The organism is Nocardia sp. NPDC050713 (genome assembly GCF_040654315.1).
Lineage (GTDB): Bacteria > Actinomycetota > Actinomycetes > Mycobacteriales > Mycobacteriaceae > Nocardia.
In genome coordinates this window covers 142,833-162,666 of sequence record NZ_JBFAHS010000011.1, presented here as the reverse complement: position 1 = coordinate 162,666, position 19,834 = coordinate 142,833, and the positions used below count along the sequence as shown (strand labels likewise).

The 19,834-nt window shown below is 69.3% G+C and carries 21 protein-coding genes and 1 pseudogene; 19 read left to right on the top strand and 3 right to left on the bottom strand.

The genetic code is table 11. From position 1 onward, the window contains the following. The first annotated feature begins 15 nt into the window (after window positions 1–15). The 13 genes and pseudogenes from rplS (at window position 16) to AB0H49_RS21085 (ending at window position 11,421) form a co-directional block, all read left to right on the top strand. Complete coding sequence (rplS, locus tag AB0H49_RS21145; RefSeq protein WP_011210681.1) at window positions 16–357, top strand: 50S ribosomal protein L19; 342 nt, start codon at window positions 16–18, stop codon at window positions 355–357. A gap of 104 nt (window positions 358–461) precedes the next feature. After that, window positions 462–1,211: a signal peptidase I gene (gene lepB, locus AB0H49_RS21140; RefSeq protein WP_357253842.1), complete on the top strand. Its 750-nt coding sequence runs from the start codon at window positions 462–464 to the stop codon at window positions 1,209–1,211. 57 nt (window positions 1,212–1,268) lie between these two features. Continuing rightward, window positions 1,269–1,913 (top strand): annotated as a pseudogene (locus AB0H49_RS21135) (ribonuclease HII); the annotation flags it as partial. A gap of 234 nt (window positions 1,914–2,147) precedes the next feature. After that, on the top strand, window positions 2,148–2,453 hold the full coding sequence (locus AB0H49_RS21130; RefSeq protein WP_011210678.1) for a DUF2469 domain-containing protein: 306 nt from the start codon (window positions 2,148–2,150) through the stop codon (window positions 2,451–2,453). Between the two features lie 226 nt (window positions 2,454–2,679). Further along, window positions 2,680–3,036 carry a YraN family protein gene (locus tag AB0H49_RS21125; protein WP_357253726.1) on the top strand — a complete coding sequence of 119 codons (357 nt, stop codon included), beginning with the start codon at window positions 2,680–2,682 and terminating at the stop codon, window positions 3,034–3,036. Continuing rightward, a complete protein-coding gene (locus AB0H49_RS21120; protein ID WP_354999336.1) occupies window positions 3,036–4,544 on the top strand; it encodes a YifB family Mg chelatase-like AAA ATPase in 1,509 nt (502 codons plus the stop codon). Before AB0H49_RS21125 ends, AB0H49_RS21120 begins: the two co-directional genes overlap by 1 nt. A gap of 520 nt (window positions 4,545–5,064) precedes the next feature. Continuing rightward, window positions 5,065–6,234 (top strand): DNA-processing protein DprA, encoded by a 1,170-nt coding sequence (gene dprA, locus AB0H49_RS21115; protein ID WP_357253724.1) that lies wholly within the window; start codon window positions 5,065–5,067, stop codon window positions 6,232–6,234. A 129-nt stretch (window positions 6,235–6,363) separates the two neighbouring features. Continuing rightward, a complete protein-coding gene (locus AB0H49_RS21110) occupies window positions 6,364–7,287 on the top strand; it encodes a tyrosine recombinase XerC (protein WP_357253723.1) in 924 nt (307 codons plus the stop codon). Window positions 7,288–7,601: 314 nt separating this feature from the next. Then, complete coding sequence (locus AB0H49_RS21105) at window positions 7,602–7,967, top strand: DUF202 domain-containing protein (RefSeq protein ID WP_357253721.1); 366 nt, start codon at window positions 7,602–7,604, stop codon at window positions 7,965–7,967. Continuing rightward, window positions 7,964–8,278, top strand: coding sequence for a DUF202 domain-containing protein (locus AB0H49_RS21100; protein WP_354999341.1), 315 nt, complete (start codon window positions 7,964–7,966; stop codon window positions 8,276–8,278). Before AB0H49_RS21105 ends, AB0H49_RS21100 begins: the two co-directional genes overlap by 4 nt. A 46-nt stretch (window positions 8,279–8,324) precedes the next feature. Further along, window positions 8,325–10,226: an alkyl sulfatase dimerization domain-containing protein gene (locus AB0H49_RS21095; protein WP_357253717.1), complete on the top strand. Its 1,902-nt coding sequence runs from the start codon at window positions 8,325–8,327 to the stop codon at window positions 10,224–10,226. Between the two features lie 61 nt (window positions 10,227–10,287). Beyond that, window positions 10,288–10,653: a hypothetical protein gene (locus tag AB0H49_RS21090; RefSeq protein WP_357253715.1), complete on the top strand. Its 366-nt coding sequence runs from the start codon at window positions 10,288–10,290 to the stop codon at window positions 10,651–10,653. 69 nt (window positions 10,654–10,722) lie between these two features. Further along, the gene (locus AB0H49_RS21085) at window positions 10,723–11,421 is read left to right on the top strand and encodes a GAF and ANTAR domain-containing protein (protein WP_357253713.1); all 699 of its coding nucleotides are present in this window, start codon (window positions 10,723–10,725) and stop codon (window positions 11,419–11,421) included. 11 nt (window positions 11,422–11,432) lie between these two features. Here the strand turns inward: AB0H49_RS21085 and AB0H49_RS21080 are convergent, their stop codons facing one another. Next, window positions 11,433–12,152 (bottom strand): GAF and ANTAR domain-containing protein, encoded by a 720-nt coding sequence (locus AB0H49_RS21080; RefSeq protein WP_357253712.1) that lies wholly within the window; start codon window positions 12,150–12,152, stop codon window positions 11,433–11,435. Between the two features lie 233 nt (window positions 12,153–12,385). On the opposite strand from AB0H49_RS21080, the gene AB0H49_RS21075 reads away from it, so the two are divergent. Then, entirely contained in the window at window positions 12,386–13,087 is a 702-nt protein-coding gene (locus AB0H49_RS21075; RefSeq protein ID WP_357253711.1) for a GAF and ANTAR domain-containing protein, read from the top strand. 182 nt (window positions 13,088–13,269) lie between these two features. Beyond that, window positions 13,270–13,869 (top strand): sigma-70 family RNA polymerase sigma factor, encoded by a 600-nt coding sequence (locus tag AB0H49_RS21070; protein WP_357253709.1) that lies wholly within the window; start codon window positions 13,270–13,272, stop codon window positions 13,867–13,869. A 165-nt stretch (window positions 13,870–14,034) separates the two neighbouring features. On the opposite strand, the gene AB0H49_RS21065 is transcribed toward AB0H49_RS21070, so the two are convergent. Continuing rightward, on the bottom strand, window positions 14,035–14,553 hold the full coding sequence (locus tag AB0H49_RS21065; protein ID WP_357253707.1) for a DUF1990 domain-containing protein: 519 nt from the start codon (window positions 14,551–14,553) through the stop codon (window positions 14,035–14,037). Between the two features lie 165 nt (window positions 14,554–14,718). Further along, complete coding sequence (locus AB0H49_RS21060; protein WP_357253841.1) at window positions 14,719–15,198, bottom strand: M23 family metallopeptidase; 480 nt, start codon at window positions 15,196–15,198, stop codon at window positions 14,719–14,721. Window positions 15,199–16,491: 1,293 nt separating this feature from the next. Here AB0H49_RS21060 and rpsB point away from each other — a divergent pair. The 4 genes from rpsB (at window position 16,492) to frr (ending at window position 19,821) form a co-directional block, all read left to right on the top strand. Next, the gene (rpsB, locus tag AB0H49_RS21055; RefSeq protein WP_067782205.1) at window positions 16,492–17,307 is read left to right on the top strand and encodes a 30S ribosomal protein S2; all 816 of its coding nucleotides are present in this window, start codon (window positions 16,492–16,494) and stop codon (window positions 17,305–17,307) included. A 97-nt stretch (window positions 17,308–17,404) separates the two neighbouring features. After that, the gene (gene tsf, locus AB0H49_RS21050) at window positions 17,405–18,229 is read left to right on the top strand and encodes a translation elongation factor Ts (RefSeq protein WP_354999350.1); all 825 of its coding nucleotides are present in this window, start codon (window positions 17,405–17,407) and stop codon (window positions 18,227–18,229) included. A gap of 255 nt (window positions 18,230–18,484) precedes the next feature. Further along, a complete protein-coding gene (gene pyrH, locus AB0H49_RS21045; protein WP_097247453.1) occupies window positions 18,485–19,213 on the top strand; it encodes a UMP kinase in 729 nt (242 codons plus the stop codon). Between the two features lie 50 nt (window positions 19,214–19,263). Next, on the top strand, window positions 19,264–19,821 hold the full coding sequence (gene frr, locus AB0H49_RS21040; RefSeq protein WP_141809536.1) for a ribosome recycling factor: 558 nt from the start codon (window positions 19,264–19,266) through the stop codon (window positions 19,819–19,821). Window positions 19,822–19,834 lie beyond the last annotated feature (13 nt).

The window sequence follows — 19,834 nt, the reverse complement described above, 5'->3', positions numbered from 1 at the left end:
TCCAGAAGGATGGAAATGAACACCCTTGACTTCGTCGACGAAAAGTCGCTGCGCAGCGATGTCCCCGACTTCCGTCCGGGCGACACCCTCAATGTGCACGTGAAGGTCATCGAAGGCTCGAAGGAGCGCATCCAGGTCTTCAAAGGCGTCGTGATCCGTCGCCAGGGCGGTGGCATCCGCGAGACCTTCACCGTGCGCAAGGTGTCGTTCGGTGTCGGCGTGGAGCGCACCTTCCCGGTGCACAGCCCCAACATCGACCACATCGACGTCGTGACCCGCGGTGACGTCCGCCGGGCGAAGCTGTACTACCTGCGCGACCTGCGCGGTAAGGCGGCCAAGATCAAGGAAAAGCGCTGAGCGCTTCGCCCTGACCCGGCACGAGTGATCTTCACTGGCCCGGCACCGGACGCGAGTCATGGTGCCGGGCTAGTCTGTTCCGCGTGGCAGACGAAAGTGGGTCGGTGTCGGTGTCCGGATCGGACGACGAGGGGGGACGCCGCGGCAGGCGGCAGGCGAAGAAGCCGAAGAAGCAGCGCCCGTTCTGGCAGGAGCTGCCGGTCCTCATCGTGATCGCGGCCGTCATCGCCGCGCTGATGGTCAGCTTCGTCGGGCGGCCGTACGTGATCCCCTCCCAGTCGATGGAGGAGACCCTCCAGATCGGCGACCGCATCTACGTGCAGAAGGTCAGCTACTACGGCAGCGACCCGCAACCCGGTGACGTGGTGGTCTTCGTCGGACCGCCCTCCTGGAACACCCGCTACCAGTCGATCCGCTCGGACAACGCGATCGTGCGCGGCGTGCAGAACTTCTTCTCCTTCTTCGGCCTCGTGCCGCCCGACGAGAACGACCTGGTCAAGCGGGTCATCGCGGTCGGCGGTCAGACCGTGCGGTGCTGCGACGCGCAGGGCAGGGTCATGGTGGACGGCAAGCCCCTCGACGAGCCGTACGTCGAGAACGACTACCGCTGGCTGGCCGGCCAGCAGAACCCCACCTATCCCGCGGGCCGCGTGTTCGGTCCGGTGAAGGTTCCGGAGGGGCACCTGTGGGTGATGGGCGACAACCGCAACCAGTCCGCGGACTCGCGCGCCCACGTCGGCGACGAATGGCAGGGCACCGTCCCCATCGACAACGTGCGCGGCAAGGCCGTCGTCAAGATCTGGCCGCCGAATCGGATGGGGCTCATTCGTTCCCAGGACCCGCAGACGAACTGATCGGCGCGGCCGCAGGATAATTGGACGGTGGGGCAGGCCGGAGCAGTGGGTAACCGAATGACGGCAAGCAACGGGTGGCCGCCGCGCGTGGTGATGCGCAAAGCGGGCGGCTTGCGCACGCTGGAGGCGGCGCTGATCCGCAGCGGGCTCGGCCCGGTGGCGGGCGTGGACGAGGCCGGTCGCGGCCCGTGCGCCGGACCACTGGTCGTCGCGGCCTGCCTGCTCGCACCGAAGGCCTACGACAAACTCGCGGGCCTCGACGACTCCAAGAAGCTCACCGAAGCCACCCGCGAGGAGCTGTATCCGGTCATCACGCGGCTGGCGCTGGCCTGGAAGGTCGTCGTGGTCCCGGCGTGGGAGATCGACTCGATCGGTATCCACGTGGCCAATATCGAGGGGATGCGCCGCGCGGTGGCCGGCCTCGGGCACACTCCTGGCTACGTGCTGACCGATGGGTTCCGCGTCCCCGGCATTCCCGTCCCGTCACTACCCGTTATCGGCGGAGATGCGGCGGCGGCGTGCATCGCGGCGGCCAGCATCCTGGCCAAGGTGACCCGTGACCGGATCATGGTGGAGATGGACCAGCGATTCCCCGGCTACGGTTTCGCGGCGCACAAGGGCTACAACACGCCCGAGCACACCGCCGCGCTGAACGAGCTCGGTCCATGCAGCGAACACCGGCGATCGTGGCGCAATGTGCGCGAGACGGCGGGGTTGCGGCCGCTCGACCCGGCCGTCGAGTACGCCGACGCGGTGCTCGCCGACGGGCTCGAGGACAGCCGAGTGGCTACCGATGCCGCCCATGCGAGATGATGTGGAGAGACGACCGGACGGTGTGAGCGTCAGGCCAGCAGGCGGTAGCGCGAGGTAACCACGCAGGCCGAGCGAACGCCGCCGATACGATGCAGTGCCGCGAGAAGGAGGACGTCCCACCCGATGAGTGCCGAGGACCTCGAGAAGTACGAAACCGAGATGGAGCTCTCGCTGTATCGCGAGTACAAGGACATCGTCGGTCAGTTCTCGTACGTGGTGGAGACCGAGCGCCGCTTCTACCTGGCCAACTCCGTGGAGCTTCGCCCACAGAACGCCGACGGTGAGGTGTACTTCGAGGTACGCATGAGCGACGCGTGGGTGTGGGACATGTACCGGCCCGCCCGCTTCGTCAAGCACGTCCGGGTGATCACCTTCAAGGACGTCAACATCGAGGAGCTGGAGAAGCCGGACCTGCGGCTTCCCGAGTAATCCGCGCCGCGCGAGTTCCGCTGACGGAAGGCGAGACGCCTTTCGGCCGCCGCGCGGGCGGCGATGCGCTGTGTCCGGTAGCGCCGCTACCACGGCGGCCTGCCAGCTTGTATCGCTTCGGAATCCGCCGCGGCGTGTTGTCCACAGTGGCGTCGTAGTCCACAGGGCAGGTATCGGCCCAGGTCATCGCGACCGGACTGCGGCGCGGTGCGGTCACGATCGTCGGGTGGCAGACAAACAGGCACTCGGCGCATACGGGGAAGAGCTGGCGGCACGGTTCCTGCGGGACGCGGGCATGGAGATCGTCGTGCGCAACTGGCGTTGCCGGTACGGCGAACTCGATCTGATCGCGCGTGACTCCCAGACCACCGCGTTCGTCGAGGTGAAAACCCGCAGCGGCCTCGGCTTCGGCACGCCCGCCGAGGCCGTCACCTTCACCAAGCAGCAGCGCATCCGGCGGCTCGCGCTGCTCTGGCTGGCCGAACAGGACGGCCCCTGGCGGCGAATACGCTTCGACGTGATCTCGGTGCTGATCCAGCCCGGCCACAACCCGGTGATCGACCACCTCGAGGCGGTCTTCTGATGGCGCTGGGGCGCGCCCATTCCGTCGCGGTGGCCGGCGTGGACGGGCAGTTGGTCGAGATCGAGGCCGACATCGGTCAGGGGCTGCCGTCGGTGCACCTGGTCGGCCTGCCCGACACCGCGCTCTCCGAATCGCGCGACCGGGTCCGCTCGGCCGTGGCCAATTCGGGGGAGAAGTGGCCGGACGGCCGCGTGATCCTCGCCCTGTCGCCCGCGACTCTGCCCAAGATCGGCAGCGTCTACGACCTCGCACTGGCGGTATCGGTACTGGACGCGGCGGGCGCGGTGCCCTCGGAACGGCTGGTGAAGACGGTGCTGTTGGGCGAGCTCGCACTGGACGGGCGGGTGCGCCGGGTGCGCGGCATCCTGCCCGCGGTGATCACCGCGCGCAACGCGGGCTGGTCGACGGTGGTGGTGCCCGAATGCGCCATGGCGGAAGCGGGTCTGGTCGAGGGCGTCGAGGTGTTCGGCGCGGTGAGTCTGCGTGCCGTGGTCGCCTGGTTGCGCGGTGAGGCGGCGCTGCCGGAGCCGAGCGGCGAACTGCCCGATACGGCGCGCTCCTACGGCGACCTCAGCGAGGTGGTCGGTCAGGACGAGGCCCGCTGGGCGCTCGAGGTGGCCGCGGCGGGCGGCCACCACCTGTTGCTGACCGGGCCACCCGGCATAGGCAAAACCATGCTGGCGCAACGTCTTCCCGGTCTGCTGCCGCCGCTGTCGGAAGCTGAGGCGCTGGAGGTGACGGCGATCCACTCGGTGGCGGGCGCGCTGTCCGGCGATCATCCGCTCATCACCGTGCCGCCGTTCGTCGCACCACACCACTCCACCTCGGTCACGGCGATGATCGGCGGCGGCTCGGGCTCGGCCCGTCCCGGTGCGGTGAGTCGGGCCCACCGCGGCGTGCTCTTCCTCGACGAATGCGCCGAGATCGGTGTCAAGGTCCTCGAAGCGATGCGAACTCCGTTGGAGGAGGGCGAGGTTCGCATCGCTCGCCGCGACGGGGTGGCGCGCTACCCGGCCCGCTTCCAACTGGTGCTGGCCGCGAACCCCTGCCCCTGCGCGCCCGCTCGCGACGTCGACTGCATCTGCGCGCCCCTCGCGCGCCGCCGCTATCTCGGCAAACTGTCCGGACCGCTGATGGACCGCATCGATATCTGGGTGCAGATGCACGGCCAATCGGGCGCGACGTTCAGCTCGGACGCCGCCGAAAGCAGTGCGGTGGTGCGCGAGCGCGTCGCGGCGGCCAGGAAGGCCGCGCTGCACCGCTGGCGCGAGCACGGCTGGCTCACCAACGCCGAGGTCCCGGGACACGCACTGCGCCAACGCTTTCGACTGCCCCGCGAGTCCGTCGCCCCGGTCGAGGCGGCCCTGCGCATGGGTCGCATGTCGGCCAGGGGCGCCGACCGCGCCATCCGTGTCGCCTGGACGGTCTGCGATCTGCGCGGGGCCGATGTGCCCAGCGCGCAGGACGTCATGCTGGCGCTGAACTTCCGCCAGCGGGGTGCGCAGTGAACGCGCGGTGGGGCAAGGGTTTCGGTGCAGAGGTGTCGTGGCGGCTGACGGTGTTGCGCGGTGGCGAAGTGATGAGCGCTGCGGCGGCTCGATGGCGGGCGTCAGGCTGCGGCAGAGCGGCGGCGACGTCGTGGGACCGCGGCCGGAGCGGGGGTGCACGATGACCGGCGCGCGCCGAGCGGTGTGGAAAGACGAAGGGCATGAGGTCGCTCCTGACTTCGAAGAGCACCACGGTTTCGTTGGAGAGTCGGGCCTTTCACAGTCGTCGGCACAGGATGGCGGTCGGCGGGGCTGCGCTGCTGAATTCGATCGGGGTGGCCACGATCGGGACGGGGCTGTTGCGGGTCGAGGAAGTCGGGTCGGCCAGCTGGACGAAGCCGCCGCGGAGCACGGTGGTTCAGGCGCGGATGATTCTGGTTCGCGCCGAGCAGTGTGGATCGACGAGCTGGACGAGTGTGCTGCCGAGTTCGGGGTTGCGGGTAGGAGCGAAAGAGGAAGTAGTCGGCAAGCGCTTGTCGCGATGGCGAGCGGTGCGGGGGAGACGGACGAGCGGAGGTTGGCTTGGGTGTACCTTTCGCGGGTCGTCGAAGGGCCTTGTGCGGCGTTGTCCGCGTTGATCGAATCGGTGGGGGTCGTGGAGGCCGCACGGGCGGTGCGCGAGTGCGAGTTGCCGGAGTCGCTGCGCGGACCGACCAGGCGGCGGCGCGAGGTCGACACGGCGGCAGCCGATCTGGAGCTCATCGAGCGGATCGGTGGCCGGGTGGTGACGCCGGACGATCCGGAGTGGCCCGCGTGGCGGCTTCTGGGACTGAGCCAACTCGACGTGGGCCGCGATCCGGACGGCGCGGTGCCGCTGGTCCTCTGGGTGCGCGGACCCCGCTCGCTACTAAAGTCGAGCGAACGGGCTTTGGCGGTGGTTGGATCGCGGTGCAGCACGGGATACGGCAATCGGGTCACCGCCGAGATCGCGGGGGATCTGGCCGCCCAGGGCTGGACCATCGTGTCCGGCGCGGCTTTCGGCGTCGACGCGATGGCGCACCGCGCGGCGCTGGCTGTCGACGGGCCGACCATCGCGGTGCTCGCGTGCGGTGTGGACCGTCCGTATCCGGCCCAGCACGAGCGGCTGATCGCCGAGATCGCGGACGTCGGACTGGTGGTCAGCGAGTACCCGCCCGGCACGCTCGCCAGGAAGCACCACTTTCTGGCCCGCAACCGCTTGATCGCGGCGTTTGCCGACGGTGTGCTGGTAACCGAGGCGGGTCTGCGCAGCGGCGCGCGTAACACCGTGAAGTGGGCGCGGCGACTCGGCCGCCCGGCCCTGGCGATTCCCGGCCCGATCACCTCGGCGGCCTCGACGGGCTGTCATCGGATGATCCGCGACGGTGAGGCCCTGCTCGTCACCCGCACCGAGGAAGTGATCGACGAGGCCGGACCGCTACGCCTGTCGCTGCCCGGCAGCGCGGGCACTGTTCCGGAAACCCCCGAGCGCCTCACCGGCGACGAAGCCACGGTCTTCGCCGCCCTCCCCGCCATCGGCTCCCGTCTACCCCACGAACTGACCGGCCGCTGCCCACTCTCCCTACCCGCGATCCGCGCCGCCTTGGTCGCACTCGAGATCGCGGGACTGGTCGGACTCGACGAAACCGGTTGGCACCGCAAGGCGCCCAGGAAGTCGGGAGGACGTTCGTGACGATCTGCCCGCGTGTTCCTGCATGCCGCGTGACCGAGGTGCGCCTGTGGCGATGGTCGCGATCACGCCGAGCTTCGCGGCCCGGCGCGGTTTCTTGCCAACGGCTGCGCTGGGGGCGACGGTGGTGGGGTGGAAGAGTTGCCGGAGGACCTGGACGCGCTGTTGACGGAGTACGGGCGACACCTGCGGCTCGGCCGCAACCGCTCGGCGCACACCGTGCGCGCCTACCTCGGCGATGCGCGGTCGCTACTGGCCCACCTGTACGCCCGCTCCCCGGATTCGGCGGTCCGAGAGCTGGACCTGACGCTGCTGCGGTCCTGGCTCGCGGCGCAGTCGGCGAACGGCGCGGCCCGCACGACGATGGCGCGTCGCGCGTCCTCGGCGCGGACGTTCACCGGCTGGCTCACCAAGACCGGCAGGCTGGAAGTGGATCCCGGCTTGCGGCTCGGCTCGCCCAAGGCGCACCGGACGCTGCCCGCGGTACTCGGCAGGCAACAGGCGGTCGAGGCCATGGACGCGGCGGAATCCGGTGCGGCGCAGCACGATCCGATGGCGTTGCGGGACCGGCTGATCGTCGAGCTGCTGTACTCGACCGGGATCCGGGTGAGCGAACTCTGCGGCCTGGACGTCGACGACGTGGACCGGGAGCGGCGCCTGGTCCGCGTGCTCGGCAAAGGGAACCGGGAGCGTTCCGTGCCGTTCGGCGCACCGGCCGACCGCGCCGTCGCGGAGTGGCTGAGCTACGGCCGTCCCGCGTTCGCGACCGCCGAATCGGGGCGCGCGCTCCTGCTCGGCAGGCGCGGCAAGCGGCTCGACCAACGCCAGGCCAGGACCGTGGTGCACGAGGTCGTTTCGGCGATACCCGGCGCCCCCGACGTCGGCCCGCACGGACTGCGCCACAGCGCGGCCACCCACCTGCTGGAGGGCGGCGCGGATCTGCGCGTGGTGCAGGAGGTGCTCGGCCACGCCAGCATGGCCACGACCCAGCTGTACACCCATGTCTCCATCGAACGGCTGAAGAAGGTGCACGACCAGGCGCACCCGCGCGCGTGAGCAACCGGAAAGTTACCCGCGCACCGCTGACCTCGACCGGGGACCGGCTCGCGATGGCGTTCCACGGACGCCGTTTCGGTGTGATTCCGGCGCGCGTCGCGGTGTGCGGCGCGCTGCCGCGAGGCTCGTGGACGACCGCCCGGTCTGCCACTACGCTGACGTTGCGGAATGTTTGCTTGCGGCACGAAACTGACCAGAGACGGAGTGGTGCCTGTGCACCCTGGCGGCGGAAGCGTGACCCCGGACGTCCCTGAGCGCCCGGCTGTTTCGAACGTGGCCGTGTCCGTCGGCAGGGCCGCCCGCGAGGGGGCGGCGTGACACTCCCGGAAGTCGGCCCGGAATCGGAGGACGGCGAGGAAGGCGTCGACTACCGCTTCACCCTCGCCAACGAACGGACCTTCCTGGCCTGGATGCGCACCTCCCTCGGCCTGCTCGCCGGCGGTGTCGCGGTGCACACCCTCGTTCAGCCGTTCCACATGGCCGGTCTCCGGCGCGTGCTCGCGGTCAGCTGCATCGTGCTCGCGGTCGTCGTCGCGCTCGGAGGGTACCTGCACTGGCGCCGGGTCGGCCGTGCGATGCGCCGCGCGGAACCGCTGCCGGAGACGGTGCTGGTGCCGGTCCTGTCGGTGGGCATCGGCATCGTGTCGATCATGGCCTGTATCGCGGTGCTGCTGCGATGACGGCCAGGGACGTGGGTCTGGCCGCCGAGCGCACCGCGCTCGCCTGGCGACGCACGGCCATCAGCGCGATGGTCGTGGCCGCGCTGTGCATCGACCACGTGGTGGGTTCCGGCTGGCGCGACGCCGCGATCGCCCCGGCCGTCGCGGCGCTGACGATGTGCGCGGTGGCGGTCACGGGTTACCTGCGCAGCCGGTGGTTGCGCCACGGCCGCCGTGGGCGACCCGACGGCGTGATCGCCGCGACGGCGCTGGCGATCTTGTTCGCCGGTGGCGTCGCGGTCGCATTGGGTTTCACGGACCCACCGAGGTGATCCATTCCAGGACAGACGAGTTCGGCAGAGAAGAAGGAGGAGGACGATGCCCGATGTGACCGAGCCGACCGAGGTGATCGTCGCCGCGCGGCAGCGCGCCGAGACGATGCTGCCGTTCGCCGACGATGCCGACCTGGCCGACGCCCGCCGCGGTTTCCTCGCCGCGCTCGAGCCCGGCGTGGTCACCCAGGACGACGGATCCGTGGTGTGGGACAACGATTCCTACGGTTTCCTGCGCGAGCCGTGCCCCGCTTCCGTCCACCCGAGTCTGTGGCGCCAGTCCGGGCTGGTCGCCGCACAAGGACTGTTCGAGGTGACCGACGGGATCTACCAGATCCGCGGCTTGGACTTGTCGAACATGACGCTGGTCGAGGGGGATCAGGGTGTCATCGTGATCGATCCGCTGATCTCCGCCGAGACCGCGGCCGCGGGTCTGCGGCTGTATCGCGAGCACCGCGGCGACCGTCCGGTCACCGGCCTCGTCTACACCCATTCGCACGTCGACCATTTCGGCGGCGCCTACGGGGTGGCCACTCCGGAAGATGCTGCGGCGGGCCGGATTCCGGTCATCGCGCCCGCCGGATTTCTGGAGCACGCGGTGGCGGAGAACATCTACGCGGGCACCGCGATGGCGCGCCGCGCGGCCTACATGTACGGCGCCGTGCTGCCGAGGGGCCCGCTCGGCCAGGTAGGCGCGGGTCTCGGCCAGACCACCTCGATCGGCACGGTCACCTTGATCGCGCCGACGGTGGACATCACCGAGACCGGCCAGGAACTGACCGTCGACGGCGTGCGGATCGTCTTCCAGATCACGCCGGGCACCGAGGCGCCCGCCGAGATGAACTTCTATTTCCCCGATCGCCGCGCCCTGTGCATGGCCGAGAACGCCACCCACACCCTGCACAACATCGTGACCCTGCGCGGCGCGCTGGTGCGCGATCCGCACGTGTGGGCCAAGTACCTCACCGAGGCGATCAATCTGTTCGCGCGCGAGTCCGACGTCGTGTTCGCCTCGCACCACTGGCCGACCTGGGGCACCGAACGGCTGGTGGAATACCTTGCGCTGCAACGTGATCTGTACGGCTATCTGCACGATCAGACGCTGCGCATGCTGAACCAGGGCTACGTCGGGGCCGAGATCGCCGAGCAGCTGACGCTGCCGCCCGCGATCGAGAACGCCTGGCACGCGCGCGGGTACTACGGCTCGGTCAGCCACAACGTCAAGGCGATCTACCAGCGCTACCTCGGCTGGTTCGACGGCAATCCGGCGCACCTGTGGGAGCACCCGCCGGTCGAATCCGCCCGCCGCCACGTGGAATTCATGGGCGGCGCCGAGGAGGTGCTGCGCAAGGCGCGCGACTCCTACGCCGCGGGTGACTACCGCTGGGTCGCGCAGGTGGTCGACTACGTGGTCTTCGCCGAACCCGGCAACGAGGCGGCGAAGGACCTGCTCGCCGCGGCCTACGAGCAGCTCGGCTACGGCGCCGAGAACGCGACGTGGCGCAACTTCTACCTCAGCGGCGCGTACGAATTGCGCTACGGCTCGTTCGGGACGCCGACCAAGACCGATTCGCTGTCCATGCTCGGCGCGCTCACCATCGAGCAGATCTTCGACGCCATGGCGCTGCGCGTGGACGGTCCGAAGGCATGGGACATGCACGTGATCACCGACTGGCACCTCACCGACGAGGGCCGGGTGCACCGGCTGGAACTGCGCAACGGCAGGCTGACCCACTACGACCGGCCGGAGGGCGTCGCGCTGCCGGACGCCGACGCCGAGTTCACCCTCACCCGGGCGACCATGATCCGAGTCCTGTTGCAAGGCGAGGACTTCGGGGTGGCGGCGGCCGCGGGCGATATCGGCATCGAGGGCGATCCGACCAAGCTCGCCGCCCTGGTCGGCGTGTTCGACGAGCCGGACCCGGACTTCGCCATCGTGACGCCCTGAGCTGCCGTGGGGACAGAAGTCCCTAGACCGGCACCGACCGTCCCGCGTACGGTCGGTGCCCATGTCCACCGAAACTGTCGACAGGTCTCCGCCGCTACGCGCGCGGCTGCGGGCCGCGCTGCCCGCCGCCATGAAGTCGCGCGACCGCCACGCGGCCGCGGCGGTGCGCTCGGCTCTCGGCGCTATCGACAACGCCGAGGCCATCGAGATCGGCGACGCGCGAGCGGGCGCGATCGAGGACAGCGTGGCCGGGCTCGGTGGCGCGGAGGTCGAACGGCGGCAGCTGAGCGAGGCCGACATCCAGGGGATCGTCCGCGCCGAGATCGCCGAGCGCCTGACCTCGGCCGCGTCCTACGACGAACTCGGTCGCGCCGACCGCGGCGAGGTGCTGCGCGCCGAGGCCGACGCGCTGATCGCCCTGCTGTAGCCGCCGCGCCGCAGGGAATTCGCTATTTTGGCTGCTGCCGGTCGATTCCAGGTTGTTCAGAGGATGGGCGTGGCGGAGTTCGAGTTACTCACCGAGAGATTCCTCTCGGCGCTGCGCCGCGGCGGGGGCGACATCTCGGCCGCGTGCCAGGCCGCCGTGCAGGTGCTTCCGGTGCAGCGGGCCGCCATCATGATCGATGAACGCGATGTGGGTGTGCAGCCCTGGTGCAGCAGCGACGAGATCGCGGCACGGATCGAGACGGTGCAGGCGACCGTCGGAGAGGGGCCCGCGGTGGACGCGGTGGCCACCGGCGTGCCGGTCTCGGTCGCCGATCTCACCGCGAACTGCGGGCGCTGGCCCGGCTTCGCCGCCGCGCTGGCCAGGGAACCGGTATCCGGCGCGATGACCGCCATGCCCCTGCGCTTGGGCGCGGTGCGGTTCGGCGCCCTCGATCTGTATCGGGCCAGCCCCGGTCGCCCGAACGGGTCGATGATGTCCGCCGGACTGCACGTCGCCGACATCATCACCGCCCACCTGGTCTCGGTTAGGTCCGGCTCCGCCGAGCAAGCGGGGGAGTGGCTGCGCCAGCCGCTGACGAGTGCGTCGATCCACCAAGCCGCGGGCATGGTGATGGCCCAGCGCGGAGCCGACCCTGCGGACGCGTACGCCACGCTGCGGACCTACGCGGTGCGCCAGGGCATTTCGCTGGCGGAGGCGGCCGAGCGAGTGCTGCGGCGTCGCATCCGCTTCGACGAGGAAGCGCGCTGAACCGCGCAGTCCTAGCGCTCGGTGGGCGTGCCCAGCACGACCGCCGCATCGACGCTGCCCACCACGATGGCGCCCGCCAGTTCGGCCAGCCGCAGCCCGCACCGTCGCGCGTGCGCGCGCAGGCGGCCGAACGCCTCGGTCATATCGAGATCACCGCGCTCGGCGAGCACCCCCTTGGCCTGCTCGATGACCACTCGGTCCTGCAATGCCACCGGCAGTCTGGCCTGCATCGGCTCGATTCTCGGTCGCAGCACGTGCTGCGCGATGCCGATGGCCGCGAGGTCGGCGAGGATCTGTCCCGACCGCACGGCGGCCCGGTCCAGCGCTCCCGGCGCCGCGCCGAAGATGGTCAGTGCGCCGAGGTTGTCGGTGCGCAGCCGCAGCGGTAGGGCGTAGGTCGAGCGGTAGCCGTGTTCCAGTGCGTGCCTGGCGAATTCGGGCCAGACCAGGGTGGCGGCGAGGTCGTCCACGATCGCCGGGCTGCTGGTGCGGTAGGCCTGCCTGGTCGGTCCGTCGACCGCTTCGACGAGCCACCGCGCTCGCTCGTGGGTGGCGGCGAGCACCCGCAATTCCCCCCGATGATCGCCGAGGAACAAACCGGCCTCGGCGCCGCCCGTCAGTTCGGTACACGCGTCGACCAGTTGCTGCGATAGCTCCACGACGTCGAAATCGCTTGTCAGCGTGCCGACCGACCGCACAAGCACGTCCAGCAGCGGCGCGTGCGCTCCCATGGGGATCTCCCTGAGTGATCGCGATGAGTGGAGCGGAAGTGGAGCCTCACCTTTCATGTTTGCACCCGAATAGCGTTCGTGTCGACCGCACTTGCCGAGTCGGGCGTCGAATCGCCATGGCGGCCGAGTGTTTCGGCGTGTCGCCGACGGTCCATACCATGGAGAGTTGGCAGATGCGGTGCGGTATCTCCGAGGCGGACGCGCGGGGTTCGCCGGTACAGGGGTGGTTCGGTATGTCTGACAGCGAGCTGCTGGTCTCAGCTTTGTCCGGGCTCGTCGGGCTGCTGCCCGAACCGGGCGATCTCACCGAACCACTGCACCGTCTGATCGACAGCGCCACCGACGCGCTCGATCTGGCGGGCTGCGCGGTGCTGCTCGTGGCCGACGGGTATTCCGGCGTCGTCACCGCGACGCCCGCCGCGCTGGCCGACGTCGCGCTCAGCCAGCGCGGCAGCGACCGCGGACCCGCGCTGGACGCGCTGCGCCACGGCGAACCGGTCGCCGTCGCCGACGTCCACGCGCGCCACTCCTCATGGCCGGAGTACACGAGCGTCGCCGCCCGCCACGGTGTTCGGGCCGTCGCGGAGATCCCGATGCGATCCGGCGCGACGACGGTGGGCGCGCTGGGCATGTACGCCTACGACCCGCGCGAGTGGACCGAACCCGAACTGTCGGTGGGGGCGCTGCTGGCGGGCATGGCCGCCGGGCACATTTTGACCGCCGAGCGGTTGCGCGCCCAGCAGCGGCTGACCGAGCAGCTCCAGCACGCGCTGGACTCGCGTGTTCTCGTGGAACAAGCGAAAGGCGTGATCGCCAACGCGCGCAACACGACACCGCAGGCGGCCTACGAGCTGATTCGCGCGCATGCTCGGCGGCATCGGGTGAGTGTGCACGCCGTGGCGGGTGGAATCGTCGAGCTGGGCCTTCGGATCTGAGTCGCGGGTCGAGCTCTCGAACTGAGGCCGAAGCGGCGGCGGGGGTTCGGACCGGCCGGTAGTCTGGCCGTTGGCGGTACTTCCGAAACCCATGCCCCCGGATCGGAATCCGCGGTCGACACCACCGTCCCTGTCTTCGACGGGTGGTTCATTCGTCAGCGTCCGCTGCCATCGGGGGCATCATGGTTTCGCTCGTACTGTCTTCTCGCACGCCCACCCACCATCGGATTCCGGAATCCAGTACCGACGCCGAGTTGGTGCGCCGGATCGGCGCCGGCGATCGCGACGCCTACGCACTGCTCTATCGCCGCACCCATCCGCTCGTCCTCCGTCGCGTGCTCGCGATCGTGCGCGACCACGACTACGCCGAGGAGACCTGTCACGACGTCTACCTCCAGGTGTGGCGCAGCGCAGCCGGTTTCGACGAGCGCCGCGGCTCGGTGACCACCTGGTTGTGGACGCTCGCGCACCGGCAGGCGGTGGACCGTGTCCGTCGCGAACGCGCCGCTTCCGATCGCGATCAAGCTTGGGCCGCAGGCGATTACGGACCACCGGCCGACCACGTCGCCGAGGAGGTGGTGCGCCGACACGAATACCGCTGTGTGCGAACAGGACTGGCCGCCCTGACACCACTGCAACGCGAATCCGTCCTGCTCGCCTACTATCACGACCTCACCTACCCCCAGGTCGCCGAACGGCTCGGCGTCGGCCTGCCCGCCGTCAAATCCCGCATCCGCTCGGGACTCGCGCAACTGGCGCTCGTCCTCTCGGCCGCTGTCTGAGGACAGGTCCTTGCCGAACGGGTGTCGGGTTCGTGCCGCCCATATCGCTGAGATGCCGGTAGAGGTCCGTGTCAGGGACTGGAACACGACTCCAACAGGTGACGCCTCGGCTATGACCGATGCGCTGCAAACGACCCGGCGAGTGGTGCGGTCGAGAGACCGGCCTCAGGTGCTCGTCGGGAGGGTGGCCAGATAGCGACCAGCCATGACGCGCTGCATGAGGCGCGATACCGGGCCGCCGAGTTTGGTGTACCAGGATGCCGGGCGGGAGAAGGCCGTGACCAGCCCGTGGACCGAGTCGTCGGTGGGGTCGTACTCCACCGCGAACAGTTCCTCGCCGATCTCGGGGTGACCGGGCAGCGTGCCGTAGGCGAAACCGCGCCGGTTCTCGTCGTCGAGCACGTACACCACGCGGCAGGGCGCCACGAGGGCGACCGGACCGATCCCGAGCCGCACGGTGAGCGCCGTGCCGGGTTCGGCCGTCGGTGTGCTCGCGTGTCCGAAGATGCCGACGCCCTTCTGCATTCGATAGGCGAGGATCTCCGACCCCGCCCGCTCGAACAATTCCCGGCCGGTGCCGAGACGCCGCCGCAAACGGAAGCGGTGATAACCCTCCGGAAGTTCGCCCCTGGTCGCGCCGATCTCCCGATAGGTGAACCACGGGCCCCCGAGCTCGTTCTCCATGTCTCGATCATGGTCCGCATTCGGACGGTAAGGAAGCGACGCGCGCGGTGCACTACCTCACCGCCGCTTGGAAGCCAGCCCACGTCAGCGCTCACCCGAGCCCCGCGCCATTGCTCGGCGACCGTGCTGGTCCTACTGCCGGACCTCGCTGCTCTTCCTGCCATCTCATCTCGGTTCAACCGGCTCGAGGCGTAGCGGCACGAAGTGCAACAGGCCGAGTGGATCGAGGTACTCCGGACGTCCGCGTCGTCCCGCTTCCCGGCGCAGACCCCAGTGCAGGCAGGCGGGAGCCGCGCATTCCGCGTGGCCTTCCTCGAGCGTGCCGATCGGAGTGCCGCGTGCCACCCGGGCTCCCACCGAGACTCGCGCTCGAACGGGCTCGTAGGTCGTGCGCAGCCCGCCGGAGTGGTCGATCGACACGACCGGCTTGCCCGCCACCTCCCCGGCGAACACCACGATCCCCGCACCTGCGGCGACCACCGTCTGTCCGGGCGTCCCGGCCAGGTCGACACCGCGATGGCCGGGCAGCCAGTCTTGGGCGGGACGGTCGAACCGCCGCTCCACCGCGGGCCGCGGCCGCAGCGGCCACCCGAACTCCCCGCTGGGCGCTGCCGCGGCTGTCCCCCATTCGCAGACCGCGAGCAGTACTGCGACCACCGCCAACGGAGCTGACCACCGCGCCGCCCGCTGCCGCCGGGCATACCTGTTGTACCCAATTCGGCAGCAGGGGACTGGCCAGCCCGAGACCCCGCCGCGCAAGTCCGTTGCTGCGGCCACCGGAAGCAGAACCGAGCGGCGCGGCGTTCGGTACGCCCGCAGTCGTGCCCGAGCAATGCCGCTCGCCGCCGGTGAGCAGCCATCCGAAACGACCGCCGGGCGGTCGTATCCGCAGCAGCTGTAGTCGCGATGCGAAGTCGACCTCCGCGGCTCCACTGTCATCGCCGCAGGGCAGCCGAAACATCGGGAACTTCCGCCGAGGCTGGCGCTGGCCGAAGGGTTTCCAGCACAGCTGCTGCGGGCCGGGGTCTCGGTAAGTCTCGCGCTGGAATCGAGAGACATGCCGATCCGCCACACGCGGCGTCGGGCGTGAGCTGAGGTCGCGCGCCTGCCACATGCAGCGGAAGTGGTGCGAGCCGGAGAAACGGCAGATCCCGCGCCCGCGGCGGCAGGCAGACCGAGTGCGAGCAGCCCGGGCTGGACACCGCGTCCGGCGCGCGCTTCGGCACCTCGCGCGCCGGATTCGGTACGCGCACGAAGACCGCGAAGGCAAGAGCGGAACCCTCGGGCTGCTCGGCATCCGGCGCGGCGCGCGCCACGTCCGGTGGGCATTCGGACATCGAGCGGTCCGCGACAAGACCGCCACCGCCGCACGGTCCCACGTCCGGCATGTCGCGCCTGGGATTCGCCACGCACACCGATCCCCAGCACTCGGCCTCGGCACCCGACGGCGGCCGAGCATTCGCCGTCGCGGGCCGCCCAACGGCCAGCGCCAGCACGAACATCAACGGCAGGATCACGGTGATCGAGAGGGAAAGTCGGTGCATGCCCTCGACCTTCGCCCAGCCCCAGTCGGCAGAACATCCCCAATTCGGCGAGTGTGGACAACTTCTCGAGCTGTGGAAACCACCCGTTTCTCCTGGTAGCAACCGCGCGACCAGGCGATTTAGGTCAGGGACGTACCTGGTCGTAGACTGATCGAGCGGTCTGTGCCCGGCACGGACCGACTTCGCGCGCCACCCGTGCTTGTTCGTAACGGCGCCGTTCGAACCTCAGCTCCCGAATTCCGAGAGTGCTCGTTCGCGGCAGTGCCAGTTGGGAACAAGGAATCGCCGGCTGGTCCCGATCGATGAACGATCGGGTCCGACGATTCGGAGGCGCCAGGGCAGCGGGTCGCCGACCTACTGCGTCAACCGGCAACGAAAGAGAGATACGGGAGCCATGGCTGTCGTAACCATGAAGCAGCTGCTCGACAGCGGCGCACACTTCGGACACCAGACCCGGCGCTGGAACCCGAAGATGAAGCGGTTCATCTTCACCGACCGCAACGGCATCTACATCATCGACCTGCAGCAGACGCTGACCTACATCGACAAGGCCTACGAGTTCGTCAAGGAGACCGTCGCCCACGGTGGCACCGTCCTCTTCGTCGGCACCAAGAAGCAGGCCCAGGAGTCGATCGCGGCCGAGGCGACTCGCGTCGGGATGCCCTACGTGAACCAGCGTTGGCTGGGCGGCATGCTCACCAACTTCTCCACCGTGCACAAGCGCCTGCAGCGCCTCAAGGAGCTCGAGGCCATGGAGCAGACCGGTGGCTTCGAGGGTCGCACCAAGAAGGAAATCCTCATGCTCACGCGTGAGATGAACAAGCTGGAGCGGACCCTCGGCGGTATCCGCGACATGCAGAAGGTGCCCTCGGCCATCTGGGTCGTCGACACCAACAAGGAGCACATCGCCGTCGGCGAGGCGCGCAAGCTGAACATCCCGGTCATCGCGATCCTGGACACCAACTGCGACCCCGACCTGGTCGATTACCCGATCCCGGGCAACGACGACGCGATCCGCTCCGCCGCGCTGCTGACCAAGGTCGTCGCCTCCGCGGTGGCCGAGGGCGTGCAGGCGCGGGCCGGTCTGGCCTCCGGCGACGACAAGCCGGAAGCGGGCGCGGGCGAGCCGCTCGCCGAGTGGGAGCAGGAGCTGCTCGCGCAGGCCGCTCCGGGCGCCGACGCGTCCGCCGAGACCCCGGCCGAGGCCTGAGGCTCGTAACCCGCTGTTCCAGCGGTGATCACCGAGGACTGCCATGGTGATCACCGCTGCCCAGTAACTGAACTTCTCCAAAGGAGGCTCGCCACCGATGGCGAACTACACCGCTGCCGATGTGAAGCGGCTCCGGGAGCTGACCGGCTCCGGGATGATGGACTGCAAGAAGGCCCTCGAAGAGACCGACGGTGACTTCGACAAGGCCGTCGAGGTCCTGCGCATCAAGGGCGCCAAGGACGTCGGCAAGCGCGCCGAGCGCGCCACCGCCGAGGGCCTGGTCGCCGCGCAGGACGGCGTGCTGATCGAGATCAACTCCGAGACCGACTTCGTCGCCAAGAACGACGAGTTCCAGGGTCTGGCCAGCCAGATCGTCGCGGCCGCCGCCAAGGCTCGCCCCGCCGACCTGGACGCGCTGAAGGCCGTCGACCTGGGTGGCAAGACCGCCGACCAGGCCGTGCAGGAGCTCGCCGCGAAGATCGGCGAGAAGCTGGAGCTGCGCCGCGCCGTGTCCTTCGAGGGCCCGGTCGCGACCTACCTGCACAAGCGTTCCTCGGACCTGCCGCCCGCCGTCGGCGTGCTGGTCGAGTACCAGGGCGAGGGTGACGCCGCGGCCGAGGCCGCTCGCGCCGCCGCCATGCAGATCGCCGCGCTGAAGGCCAAGTACGTGACCCGCGACGAGGTTCCGGCCGATCTCGTGGAGAACGAGCGCCGCATCGCCGAGCAGACCGCTCGCGAAGAGGGCAAGCCCGAGGCCGCGCTGCCGAAGATCACCGAGGGCCGCGTCAACGGCTTCTTCAAGGACGTCGTCCTGCTCGAGCAGGCGTCGGTCACCGACTCGAAGAAGACCGTCAAGGCCCTGCTGGACGAGGCCGGTGTCACCGTGAGCCGCTTCGCGCGGTTCGAGGTCGGCCAGGCCTGACAGCCTGCGAAGGCCCCTCCTCCGTCCCACCGACAGGGGAGGGGCCTTCTGCTGTCCGCGTCCGACCGCGACGCGGGCAGTCCCGGCCCGATTCTCGACGCGAGCGCGTCGTCGGAGGGGGTCTTCTGCGGTCGCCGAAACCGAGTAGGGCAGGATAGTGACCGCCTTGTGTTGCGGGATCGCAAACCTATCCGCTTTACCCCTGATGTCTCAGCATGCTGAGAACACCACCATCGCCGAAGGAGAAGAGCACCGATGACGGACCCGGGGACCGAACGCCCAGGATATCGCCGGGTACTTCTCAAGTTGGGTGGCGAGATGTTCGGCGGCGGCAAGGTCGGCCTCGACCCTGACGTCGTGCAGACCGTCGCCGAGCAGATCGCCGAGGTCGTCGCGACCGGCGTGCAGGTGGCCGTGGTCATCGGCGGCGGCAACTTCTTCCGCGGCGCCGAGCTGGAAGAGCGTGGCATGGAGCGGGCCCGCTCGGACTACATGGGCATGCTCGGCACCGTGATGAACAGCCTTGCGCTGCAAGACTTTCTGCAGAAGCAGGGGATCGACACCCGGGTGCAGACCGCGATCACGATGGGCCAGGTCGCGGAGCCGTACCTGCCGCTGCGCGCCAAGCGCCACCTGGAGAAGGGCCGAGTCGTCATCTTCGGCGCGGGCATGGGCATGCCGTACTTCTCCACCGACACCACCGCGGCCCAGCGGGCCCTGGAGATCGGCGCCGATGTGGTGCTGATGGCCAAGGCGGTCGACGGCGTCTTCACCGCGGATCCGCGGGTCGACGAGACCGCGACGATGTACACCGAGATCACGCACAAAGAGGTCATCGAGCGCGACCTGAAGGTCGCGGACGCCACGGCCTTCAGCCTGTGTATGGACAACCAGATGCCCATCCTGGTGTTCAATCTGTTGACGAAGGGCAATATCGCCCGAGCGGTCGCCGGTGAGAAGATCGGAACATTGGTTCGGTCCTGACCCCGCGACCCGCGGATCATGACGATGACGACGCTGTGGAGGAAACGGTCGTGATTGAAGAAGCGCTCTTCGACGCCGAGGAGAAGATGGAAAAGGCCGTCTCGGTGGCGAAGGACGATCTCGGGACCATTCGGACCGGACGCGCGAATCCGGGCATGTTCTCCCGGGTCGTCGTGGACTACTACGGATCGCCCACCCCGGTCACCCAGATGTCCAGTATCACGGTGCCCGAGCCGCGGATGGTGGTGATCAAGCCCTACGAGGCCGGGCAGCTAGGTGCGATCGAGACCGCGATCCGCAACTCGGATCTCGGTGTCAACCCCACCAACAACGGTGACATCCTGCGCATCTCCATCCCGCAGCTCACCGAGGAACGCCGCCGCGAGCTGGTCAAGCAGGCCAAGAGCAAGGGCGAGGACGCCAAGGTCGCGATTCGCAACGTGCGCCGCAAGGCCATGGACGAACTCTCGCGCATCCAGAAGGATGGCGAGGCGGGTGAGGACGAGGTCGGGCGCGCCGAGAAGGAGCTCGACAAGACCACCGCCAAATATGTGAACAGCATCGACGAGCTGGTCAAGCACAAGGAAGCCGAACTGCTCGAGGTCTGACGGCAGATCCGAG

Excerpts from the sequence above, each read along its gene's own strand:
- rpsB (WP_067782205.1), top strand. The coding sequence starts at position 16,492 with ATGGCTGTCGTAACCATGAAGCAGCTGCTCGACAGCGGCGCACACTTC.
- AB0H49_RS21090 (WP_357253715.1), top strand. The coding sequence starts at position 10,288 with ATGTCCACCGAAACTGTCGACAGGTCTCCGCCGCTACGCGCGCGGCTG.
- AB0H49_RS21120 (WP_354999336.1), top strand. The coding sequence starts at position 3,036 with ATGGCGCTGGGGCGCGCCCATTCCGTCGCGGTGGCCGGCGTGGACGGG.
- AB0H49_RS21095 (WP_357253717.1), top strand. The coding sequence starts at position 8,325 with ATGCCCGATGTGACCGAGCCGACCGAGGTGATCGTCGCCGCGCGGCAG.
- AB0H49_RS21130 (WP_011210678.1), top strand. The coding sequence starts at position 2,148 with ATGAGTGCCGAGGACCTCGAGAAGTACGAAACCGAGATGGAGCTCTCG.
- AB0H49_RS21075 (WP_357253711.1), top strand. The coding sequence starts at position 12,386 with ATGTCTGACAGCGAGCTGCTGGTCTCAGCTTTGTCCGGGCTCGTCGGG.
- AB0H49_RS21100 (WP_354999341.1), top strand. The coding sequence starts at position 7,964 with ATGACGGCCAGGGACGTGGGTCTGGCCGCCGAGCGCACCGCGCTCGCC.
- pyrH (WP_097247453.1), top strand. The coding sequence starts at position 18,485 with ATGACGGACCCGGGGACCGAACGCCCAGGATATCGCCGGGTACTTCTC.
- AB0H49_RS21065 (WP_357253707.1), bottom strand. The coding sequence starts at position 14,553 with ATGGAGAACGAGCTCGGGGGCCCGTGGTTCACCTATCGGGAGATCGGC.
- rplS (WP_011210681.1), top strand. The coding sequence starts at position 16 with ATGAACACCCTTGACTTCGTCGACGAAAAGTCGCTGCGCAGCGATGTC.
- AB0H49_RS21070 (WP_357253709.1), top strand. The coding sequence starts at position 13,270 with ATGGTTTCGCTCGTACTGTCTTCTCGCACGCCCACCCACCATCGGATT.
- dprA (WP_357253724.1), top strand. The coding sequence starts at position 5,065 with ATGGCGAGCGGTGCGGGGGAGACGGACGAGCGGAGGTTGGCTTGGGTG.
- AB0H49_RS21080 (WP_357253712.1), bottom strand. The coding sequence starts at position 12,152 with ATGGGAGCGCACGCGCCGCTGCTGGACGTGCTTGTGCGGTCGGTCGGC.
- tsf (WP_354999350.1), top strand. The coding sequence starts at position 17,405 with ATGGCGAACTACACCGCTGCCGATGTGAAGCGGCTCCGGGAGCTGACC.